This window comes from Pseudonocardia sp. NPDC049154, from assembly GCF_040648315.1.
Taxonomy (GTDB): domain Bacteria; phylum Actinomycetota; class Actinomycetes; order Mycobacteriales; family Pseudonocardiaceae; genus Pseudonocardia.
Window position 1 is genome coordinate 21,795 of the sequence record NZ_JBEZDN010000096.1, and the last position, 9,059, is coordinate 30,853.

7 protein-coding genes are annotated in these 9,059 nt (G+C 75.3%); 2 read left to right on the forward strand and 5 right to left on the reverse strand.

The window, feature by feature from the left end; translation table 11 throughout:
* Nucleotides 1–88: 88 nt before the first annotated feature.
* The 4 genes from AB0B41_RS31860 to fdh form a co-directional block, all read right to left on the reverse strand.
* Nucleotides 89–502: a pyridoxamine 5'-phosphate oxidase family protein gene (locus tag AB0B41_RS31860; RefSeq protein ID WP_358209927.1), complete on the reverse strand. Its 414-nt coding sequence runs from the start codon at nucleotides 500–502 to the stop codon at nucleotides 89–91.
* 440 nt (nucleotides 503–942) lie between these two features.
* Nucleotides 943–1,878 carry an NrfD/PsrC family molybdoenzyme membrane anchor subunit gene (gene nrfD / locus AB0B41_RS31865; protein ID WP_358209929.1) on the reverse strand — a complete coding sequence of 312 codons (936 nt, stop codon included), beginning with the start codon at nucleotides 1,876–1,878 and terminating at the stop codon, nucleotides 943–945.
* A gap of 74 nt (nucleotides 1,879–1,952) precedes the next feature.
* Nucleotides 1,953–2,891: a 4Fe-4S dicluster domain-containing protein gene (locus AB0B41_RS31870; protein WP_358209931.1), complete on the reverse strand. Its 939-nt coding sequence runs from the start codon at nucleotides 2,889–2,891 to the stop codon at nucleotides 1,953–1,955.
* A complete protein-coding gene (fdh, locus tag AB0B41_RS31875) occupies nucleotides 2,888–6,097 on the reverse strand; it encodes a formate dehydrogenase (protein WP_358209933.1) in 3,210 nt (1,069 codons plus the stop codon). Before fdh ends, AB0B41_RS31870 begins: the two co-directional genes overlap by 4 nt.
* A gap of 159 nt (nucleotides 6,098–6,256) precedes the next feature.
* Between fdh and AB0B41_RS31880 the strand changes: the two genes are divergently transcribed.
* Together AB0B41_RS31880 and AB0B41_RS31885 are read left to right on the forward strand one after the other, a co-directional pair.
* On the forward strand, nucleotides 6,257–6,766 hold the full coding sequence (locus AB0B41_RS31880) for a PRC-barrel domain-containing protein (RefSeq protein WP_358209935.1): 510 nt from the start codon (nucleotides 6,257–6,259) through the stop codon (nucleotides 6,764–6,766).
* A 155-nt stretch (nucleotides 6,767–6,921) separates the two neighbouring features.
* A complete protein-coding gene (locus AB0B41_RS31885) occupies nucleotides 6,922–8,157 on the forward strand; it encodes a glycosyltransferase (protein ID WP_358209937.1) in 1,236 nt (411 codons plus the stop codon).
* 71 nt (nucleotides 8,158–8,228) lie between these two features.
* Here the strand turns inward: AB0B41_RS31885 and AB0B41_RS31890 are convergent.
* Nucleotides 8,229–9,059 (reverse strand): ATP-binding protein (locus tag AB0B41_RS31890; protein WP_358209939.1); only part of this gene is annotated, 831 nt, incomplete at its 5' end.

A 9,059-nucleotide genomic window follows, 5' to 3' on the forward strand; every position in this document is an offset into this window, starting at 1 on the left:
ATCGTGGTCCGTCCCAGCGAGGGGGCTTGCGGCGGCGACGTTCGAGCGCACCTTCAGGTTCCACCCCATGACCGCGTACGAGTTCGTCCTATGTCGGCGTCAGCCGGCCGTGCAGGATCTGCAGCGGGATCGAGATCGTGTGCGCGGTGGCGTCGGTGCCCCACCAAGGCGATAGCGCCCGCTGCAGGGCGTCCAGTCGTCCCGGCTCGACTACCTCGTAGGCCTCGCCGATCCCGTAGACCGTCCACCCGCTCCGACCCTCGAGATCGACGTCGTCAGCCTGGAACGCCACGACCGCATGCAGGACCGCAGCTGCGAGCGTGCTGCCACGGGGCGTGCGGAAGACGACCTCTTCACCGTCGAGCACGTAGTGGACCGGGTGCGCGGCCGGCAGGCTCTTCTGGGTGACCACGACTCGCCCGACGCCCTCACTGGCGAGGAGGGTCAGGCACTCAGCGCGATCGAGGTCGACCAACCTCGGCTCGCCGTGAATACTGGCCACCCCCTCGGGCTAGAACAATCTTCAGTGGCACGGTAGGCGACACCGGAAGATCGAGTCAGTGCCACAGGTCCCGATCCGCGCCCTCCGCCTAGCCAGGCTTGAGCCTGGGCGTCCGGACTCACACGTACGGCCCATCGGTCGAGCACCCCTGCGACGGCGGGTGCCCGCGCCGTCGCTACCCGGCCGGCCTGCTGCCGCAGGAAACCCTCTCCCCGCGGCAGGCCGGCTGGAGCGACTGACACGAGCCGCGGGGCCGTCGACTCGGCGGAGTACGCGCGGCACGCCTGCCGCGCCGGCCGCGCACCCCATGAGCCCGGTCGTCCCGCCGGCGCACCCGTCGGCCACGGTCGGCCCGGCCCACCCGATCGCCCCGGTCGTGTCGCCGGCGCAGCCGGTGACCCCGGCCGCGACCCGGACGGCGACGTGACCGCCCGCCGGTCTCAGCCCGGCTGGTCCAGGCCGGGGGCGGCCCCCACCCGCCGCGCCTCGAGACGTTCCCGCTGCGGGCGGACGGTGTACTCGGGGTCGCGGGCCGAGGCCATGCCCGCCTCGAAGATCCCGTAGCGGGTGGCGGCGGAGGCGGCGTTGAGCAGCAGGCCCGCGGCGGCGCCCAGCACGCGACCGCGCCGGCCGCGCACGGCACCCGTGGCGAGTGCGCCGAGGGCACCGACGACCGTCCCCGCGCGGGCCGCTGTGAGCACGGCGCCGGCCCGGCCGCGCCGGTAGGCCTCGGCCGCGAAGCCGATCCGGCGTTCCAGCACGGAGGTGGCCACCAGCTCGAGCACGGCCCCCGCGACCGCGACACGCCGCGCGGGCGTGACGTCGCCCCGCGCGAGCAGCCCGGCCCCGCCGCCCGACGCCATCGCGCTTCCCGCGAACACGAACGGCAGCTCGCGGAACCCCTCGTGCCACGCCGGCACGGCGGTGTCGGCGACCAGCACCGCGGTGTACGTCGTCAGCGCGGGACCGAGGGCCCCCGCGGCCAGGCCCGACGTGCGCGCCAGCCGGGGGGTGACGCCCAGGACCTCGGCCGCGGCCGTCGCCGCCGACAGCGCCCCGAACGGGGCGAGGATCCACGACCCGACCGACAACGGCGAGGTCACCTTCAGCACCCGCAGCATGTGCAGGAAGCGCTCCGGCCGGCCCAGGTCGTGGACCAGGAACCCGACGCTGAGGGTCGCACCGCCCGCCGCCGCGATCCGCCCCAGCCGCCGCAGCCCGGGCCGCCCGGTCAGGTCGGCGAGCGCCGCGAGGGGCGCGGACACCCCGGCGAGCCCGCCGAGGTAGAGGTAGGCGGGGACGTCCGGAACCTTCCACACCGGCGGCTTGATGATCGGCCGGCCGTAGTACGAGGTGAACTCGGCCTCCGGCACCATCAGCCGCTCGCCGCGTCCCTTCCCCCTCCGCCGCCTCCGCGGGGTCCCGGCCGCGGTGCGGTGCTCCGGCGCGCTCACCGCCGGCCGCCCAGGAACGCGGCCGCGACGGCGCCCGCCACGGCCAGCGCGGCACCCGCGGCGTGCCGCCACATCGACGGCAGGTCCCGGGTGGTGACGACCGGGTCCGGCGGCAGCCCGTAGACCTCCGGCTCGTCGAGCAGCAGGAAGAAGGCGCCGTCGCCGCCGACCCCGTCGTCGGGGTCGCGGCCGTAGAGCCGGGCCTCGCCGACCCCGCGGTCGTGCAGCTCGGCCAGCCGGGCGTCGGCCCGCTCGCGCAGCTCGTCGAGCGGCCCGAACTGGATGGACTCGGTGGGGCAGGCCGTGGCGCACGCCGGGGCCAGGCCGGCGCCGAGCCGGTCCTGGCACATCGTGCACTTGAACGCCCGCCCGTCGCCCTGCCGCTGGTCGATCACGCCATAGGGGCAGGCGGGGATGCAGTACCCGCACCCGTTGCAGATGTCCTCCTGCACCAGCACGGTGCCGTGCTCGGTGCGGATCAGCGACCCGGTGGGACAGACGTCGAGGCAGGCGGCGTGGGTGCAGTGCTTGCAGACGTCCGAGGACATCAGCCACCGGACCTCGGTGGCGTCCTCCCGGTCCCCGCCCGGCCGCACCGCCCCCGGCAGCTCCATGGCCGGCATCCCGAGCTCCACCGGCGTGGAGTCCCGCGCCGGGACCCGCTGCTCCACGAACGCGACGTGCCGGTACGTGCTCGCGCCGAGCCCGCCGCTGTTGTCGTAGCTCATCCCGGTCAGCCCCAGGACGTCGCCCGCGGCGCCGTGGTCGCCCACGCCGTCGGCCGGCAGGGCGTTCCACTCCTTGCAGGCGACCTCGCAGGCCTTGCAGCCGATGCACACGCTGGTGTCGGTGAAGAAGCCGACGCGCGGCGGGTGCCCGTCCGCGTAGCCGGCGTCGGCCGACGGGTCCGCGAGGGGGCCGGACAGGGAGTTCACCGTGGCTCCTCCTCCAGGCCGGCCTGTCGCCGGCGGTCGGCGAGGTACGTGACCAGCTCCGGCCCGCGCGGGCGCCGGCCGGGGCGGATGTCACAGGTGGCGGCCTTGGTCTCCATGATGTGCACGTTCGGGTCCAGGGACACGCCGAGCAGCTCGTTGGCCGCGTCGCCGGTGGAGAGCCCGTTCGGGCCCCAGTGCCAGGGCACGCCGATCTGGTGGATCACCGTGTCGCCGTGGCGCAGCGGCTTCGCCCGTTCGGTCACCAGCACCCGGCCCTCGATCGCCGACCGGGCCGTGACGACGTGCGCCCACCCGCCGTGCGTCAGCCCGCGCTCGGCGGCGAGCTCGGGGGAGACCTCGAGGAACATCTCGGGTTGCAGCTCGTTCAGGTACGGCGTCCACCGGCTCATGCCGCCCGCGGTGTGGTGCTCGGTGACCCGGAACGTCGTGAAGACGTACGGGTAGACCGCGGCGCCGGGTGTCCCGGGCTCCGGGTGGTACGGGTTGTCCGCCCGCTCGAACCGCTGCCGGGCGGGATTGGCCCGCTGCCCGTACAGGGCGTTGCCGACGGGCGACTCCTCCGGCTCGTAGTGCGTGGGCATCGGGCCGTCGGCGAGCCCGGCGGGGGCGTGCAGCCAGGCCCGTCCGTCGGCCTGCATGACGAACGGCTCGGCGCCGCCGATCGCCTTCGCCGCGTGGGCGCCTGGCGGCGGCACGTAGTCCGGCGGGGTGTCGGCGGGGAAGTCCGGGACGTCTGGCCCGGCCCACGTCGCCCCGTCCCAGTAGGTGAGCCTCTTCCGCTGGCTCCACGGGTTGCCGTCGGGGTCGGCGGAGGCGCGGTTGTAGAGCACCCGGCGGTTCATCGGCCAGGCCCAGCCCCACTCGGAGGCGATGAGGTCCTGCTCCGCGCCGGGCCTGCGGCGTGCGGACCGGTTGACCCCGTCGGCGTAGACGCCGCAGTAGATCCAGCAGCCCGAGCTGGTGGACCCGTCGGCCTTCAGCGCGGTGTAGCCCGGGAGGGCCCTGCCGTCGGCGTCGACGCCGTTGATCTCCCGCAGGACCGCGTCGGCACTGGGCTCACCGGCGGCGTCGACGGGGTAGTCCCAGGTCAGGTCCTGCAGTGGCCGGTCGCGCGGGTCGTCCGAGTCGGCGACCCGCGCCTTGATCCGCCTGCCGAGCTCGAAGTAGAACCACAGGTCGCTGCGGCAGTCGCCCGGCGGCTCGACGGCCTTGTGGTGCCACTGCAGCAGGCGCTGGGTGTTGGTGAAGGTGCCGTCCTTCTCCGTGTGGGCGGCGGCCGGCAGGAAGAAGATCTCGGTTCGTATGTCCTCGGTCCGCATCTCGCCGGTCTCGATCTCCGGCCCGTCCTTCCAGAACGTGGCCGTCTCGATCATGTTCAGGTCGCGGACGACGAGCCACTCCAGGCTCGCCAGGCCGTGGCGCTGCATCCGCGCGTTGGCCGTGCCGACCGCCGGGTTCTCGCCGACCACGAAGTAGCCGGGGACCTTCCCGTCGGCCTGGTCCATGACCGTGCGGAACGACGAGTGGTCGCCGGTCAGCCGGGGGAGGTGGTCGAAGTAGTAGTCGTTGTCCGCGGTGGCCGCGTCGCCGAACCAGGCCTTGAGCAGGCTGACGACGTAGGCGTCGAGATCGGCCCAGAAGCCCTTCGTGCCCGCGTTGGACTCGATGAAGTGCTGCAGGCCCTCGTCGCGGTGGGCGTGCGGCATCGGGATGTAGCCCGGCAGCAGGTCGAACAACGTCGGGATGTCCGTGGAGCCCTGGATGCTCGCGTGCCCGCGCAGCGCCAGGATCCCGCCGCCCGGCCGGCCGATGTTGCCCAGCAGCGCCTGCAGCACAGAGGCCGCGCGGATGTACTGCACCCCGACGGTGTGGTGGGTCCAGCCCACGGCGTAGGCGAAGGCGCTGGTCCGGTCCCGGCCCGAGTTCCGGACGAGGGCCTCGGCGACCCGGTGGAAGGTCGCCACCGGGATGCCGCAGATCTCGTGCACCTTCTCCGGCGTGTACCGGGAGTAGTGCCGGCGCAGCACCTGCAGCACGCAGCGCGGGTCCTGCATGGTGTCGTCGCGCTCCGGGTCGGCCGCGATCGGCGCCCCGCCCGAACCGGGCATCTCGCCGCGCTCGGTCTCGTGGACGTCGAGGTCCCGGTCGCCCGCGGCCGAGGGCGCGGTCGTCCCCTCGTACTGCCAGGTCTCGGTGTCGTAGGTGGCGGTCTCCGGATCGAAGCCGGAGAACAGCCCGTCGAGGTCCTCGGTGTCGGCGAAGTCCTCACGCAGCAGCATCGGCCCGTTGGTGTAGGCGCGGACGTAGTCCTCGAAGTAGGCCCCGGTCTCCAGGACGTACCGGATCAGCCCGCCGAGGAACGCGATGTCCGTGCCCGCCCGGATCGGGACGTGCAGGTCCGCCAGCGCTGAGGTGCGAGTGAACCGCGGGTCCACGTGGATGACCGTGGCGCCGCGCTTCTTCGCCTCCATGACCCACTGGAAGCCCACCGGATGGGCCTCGGCCATGTTCGAGCCCTGGATGACGATGCAGTCGGAGTTCGCCAGGTCCTGCTGGTAGTTCGTCGCGCCGCCGCGACCGAAGGAGGTCCCCAGACCGGGAACCGTGGAGGAGTGTCAAATGCGGGCCTGGTTCTCGATCTGCACCGCGCCCAGGGCGGTGTAGAGCTTCTTCATGAGGTAGTTCTCCTCGTTGTCGAGGGTCGCTCCTCCGAGGCTCGCGATGCCCATGGTGCGGCGCAGGTACCGGCCTTCGTCGTCCGTCTCCTGCCAGGTACGGCGGCGGGTGTCGAGGACGCGGTCGGCGATCATGTCGAGCGCGGTGTCGAGGTCGAGGTCCTCCCACTCGGTGCCGTGCGGGCGCCGGTAGCGGACCGTGGTGACCCGGTCGGGCGAGGTGACCAGCGACAGCGTCGACGACCCCTTGGGGCACAACCGCCCGCGGCTGATCGGGGAGTCGGGGTCGCCCTCGACGTGGGTGACCCGCCCGTTGCGCGTGAAGACCCGCTGGCCGCAGCCGACGGCGCAGAAGGGGCAGATCGACTGCGTGACGCGGTCGGCGTCCTGGGTGCGGGCGCGCAGGGATTCGGTCCCGTCGGACCGCGAGGCGGTGCCGCGGCCGAGCCGGTCCGGTCCCGTCACCTGCCGGTAGACCGGCCAGCCCTCGATCCAGCTGCGCACGCCCACCTCTTCGTGTGCCCGATCATGCGGGCTCTCAACCACCGGGTGGTGTGAGGCGACCCACGGCGGGTGTGCGACGCGGCCGGCCGGGCATCCCGCGGTGTATCGCCGTGTTGACCGCGTGCCGCCCGGGGGATCCCGGCGGCGAGATCCGAGGAGGTAGCCATGGCGGACCTCGACGACCCCGCCCGCGTGCAGGGGCTGACGGTGCGGGACCGGGACGGTGCCGAGCTCGGCGCCGTCGACGCCGTCTACGTCGACGACGAGACGCAGCGGCCCGAGTGGGTCGTGCTGAGCGGCGGCCTGTCGGGCTCGCGGCGCACCGCCCTGCCGCTGGCCGGCGGGATGATCGAGGAGGGCGAGCTCCACGTGCCCTACGGCGCCGAGCAGTTGCGGACCGCGCCCGAGGTGCCCGAGGGGAAGATCGGCAAGGAGGCCGAGGCGGCGCTGTTCGACCACTACGGCGTGCCGCACGGCGGCCCGACCGAGACGGCGCAGACCGACGACCCGCGCCCCCGGCCCTCCGGCCGGCACGGCGACGGGCGTCACGAGCGGGTCGAGGACGACCGCGTCGAGCGCGACCACGTGGCGGCCGGGGCGGACGGCTTCGACGACCCCGCCGCGCCCGACAGCGCCTCCGGGGGCGACGCCGTACCCGGCGTCCGGGCGGGCTGACCGCAGCGCCTGAAGGCGGCGCGTGATCCCTTGCGCCGCACCGCTCGTCGACCAGCGTTGGCGTGCCGGCCCGCACCTCCGTACGGTCCCGGGGGGAGAAGTACCGGGTGCGGCCGGACCCCCGCGGTCGCACGACGCGAACGAGGGGAGCCGCGGTGCGCGTCGAGATCGTCTGTGACCGGTGCAGCCCACTGGCCGAGCCCGGCAGGGCGGGCCACGGCGGGCTGAGCGAGCACCTCGCCGGGCTCGGCGGCGGTCTGGCCGCGGCGGGTCACGAGGTGACCGTCCTGGTCCGCCGGGACTCCCCGGACCAGGAGCCCGTCGCGCGCCCGGCCGAGCGGCTGGAGGTCCGGCACGTCGACGCCGGCCCGGCCACGCCGCTGCCCGAGGACCGGCTCGTCACCCAGGTGCCGGTGCTGGCCGAGGAGCTGGAGCGCCGCTGGCGCGCCGCGCGGCCGGACGTGGTGCACTCCCACTCCTGGACCGCCGGCCTGGCCGCCGCGGCTGCCGCCCGCGAGCTCGGCCTGCCGTTCGTCGTGACCCTGCCCGGGGTCGGCGAGCGCCCGGTCGACCCGTCCGTCGACACCCGGGGCCGCGCCTCGGCCGAGCACGTGCTCGTCGCCCGCGCCGACCGGGTCGTCGCGAGCGGGGAGGACGACGTCTTCGCCCTCGTGCGGCTCGGGGCCCGGCGCTCCGCGGTCCGCGTGGTGCCCTACGGCGTCGACACCGAGACCTTCCAGCCCGAGGGGCCGACGCTGCGCCGCGGCGAGCACCCCCGGCTGCTGGCCGTCGCCGGCCTCGACGAGGAGGCGGGCGTGCAGGACGTCATCCGCGCGCTGCGCACCGTCCCGGAGGCCGAGCTGCTGGTCGCCGGCGGGCCGCGGACGGACGACCCGGAGATCGATCCCGCGCGGGACCGCGAGCTGGCCCGGCTGCACACCGTGGCCCGGGCGGCCCGCGTCGAGCGCCGCGTCCGCTTCCTCGGGGCCGTGCGCCGGGGGACGGTGCCCGCGCTGCTGCGCTCCGCGGACGCGCTCGTCCACGTGCCTCACCGGACGAGCTTCGGCATGGTCGCGCTGGAGGCGATGGCGTGCGGCCGGGCGGTCGTCGCGTCGGCCGTCGGCGCGCTGGCCGAGACGGTGGTCGACCAGGTCACGGGCGTGCTGGTGCCGCCCGCCCGGCCCGACGTCCTGGCCCAGGCGCTGCGCGCCCTGCTCCGGGAGGGCGCCGTGCCGCTGGCGTTCGGCATCGCGGGCCGGGACCGGGCGGTGTCCCGGTACGGCCGCGACCGGCTGACCGCCGCCGTCGAGCAGGTGTACCGGGAGGCCGTCGAGGCCCGCGAGCACGTGGGCGCGGAGGCCGGCGCCGCGCACGTCGGCCACACCGGCTGACGGCCGGCCACACCGGCTGACGGCCGGGAACGCCGTCCTCGGGGCGGGCCGCGACCGAGCGCGGCCCGCCGTCAGGCGCTCTCGGCCCGGTCGCTCAGCAGGTGCGCCAGCCCCGTCAGCTCGAGCACGGGTCGCGCGACGCTGCCGGGCGGCGCGACCACGCACAGGTCCGTGCCGGGGTCGAGCTGGTGGAGCAGCCGCACCCCGGCGCTGGCGAACAGGGTGGTGGCGGACAGGTCGAGGACGCACCGCGCCCCGTCCGCGGCCGCGGCAAGCATCGCCGCCCGCAGCGTGACGACGGCCGGCAGGTCGACGTCGCCGCGCACGTGAAGCACGCCCGGGGCCTCGCCGGACCGGACGGTGAACATCTCGGGCACCGCGGCCGGGCCGGGGCGTGGCGTGTCGCCGACCGCGACCGGCCTGCCGACCGCCAGCACTGCGGTGACCGTCGTCCCCGCCGGCCCCGGCTCCACGACCAGGGCGTCGCACAGGTCGCCGACCACGGCGAGCCCGAAGCCGCCCTCGTCGTCAGGCCCGGCGTCCTTCTGGGGCTGCCAGGTGCCGTCGTCGGCGACGGTGATGCGCAGCCCGGCCCCGGTCAGCTCGGCGCCCACCCGGATCTCGCCACCGGAGCCCCCGGGGTAGGCGTGCTCGATGGCGTTCGCGGCGAGTTCCGAGACCACCATCGGCGCCGCGACGACCGTCCTCGGCGCCACGCCCACCGCCTCCAGCCAGCGCGTGACCGTCTCGCGCAGCGGGCTCAGGGCGAACGGGTCGACCGGCAGCACCAGCCGCAACGGCTCGACGGGTACGAGGGGCCGGTGCGCGGCCAGCACGACGACCCCGCGGCCGTGTGCGCCCGGCTCGCCGCGCGGGCGCCCCGCGGCGGTGTCGCCGTGCTG

Excerpts from the sequence above, each read along its gene's own strand:
- AB0B41_RS31880 (WP_358209935.1), top strand. The coding sequence starts at position 6,257 with ATGGCGGACCTCGACGACCCCGCCCGCGTGCAGGGGCTGACGGTGCGG.
- nrfD (WP_358209929.1), bottom strand. The coding sequence starts at position 1,878 with ATGGTGCCGGAGGCCGAGTTCACCTCGTACTACGGCCGGCCGATCATC.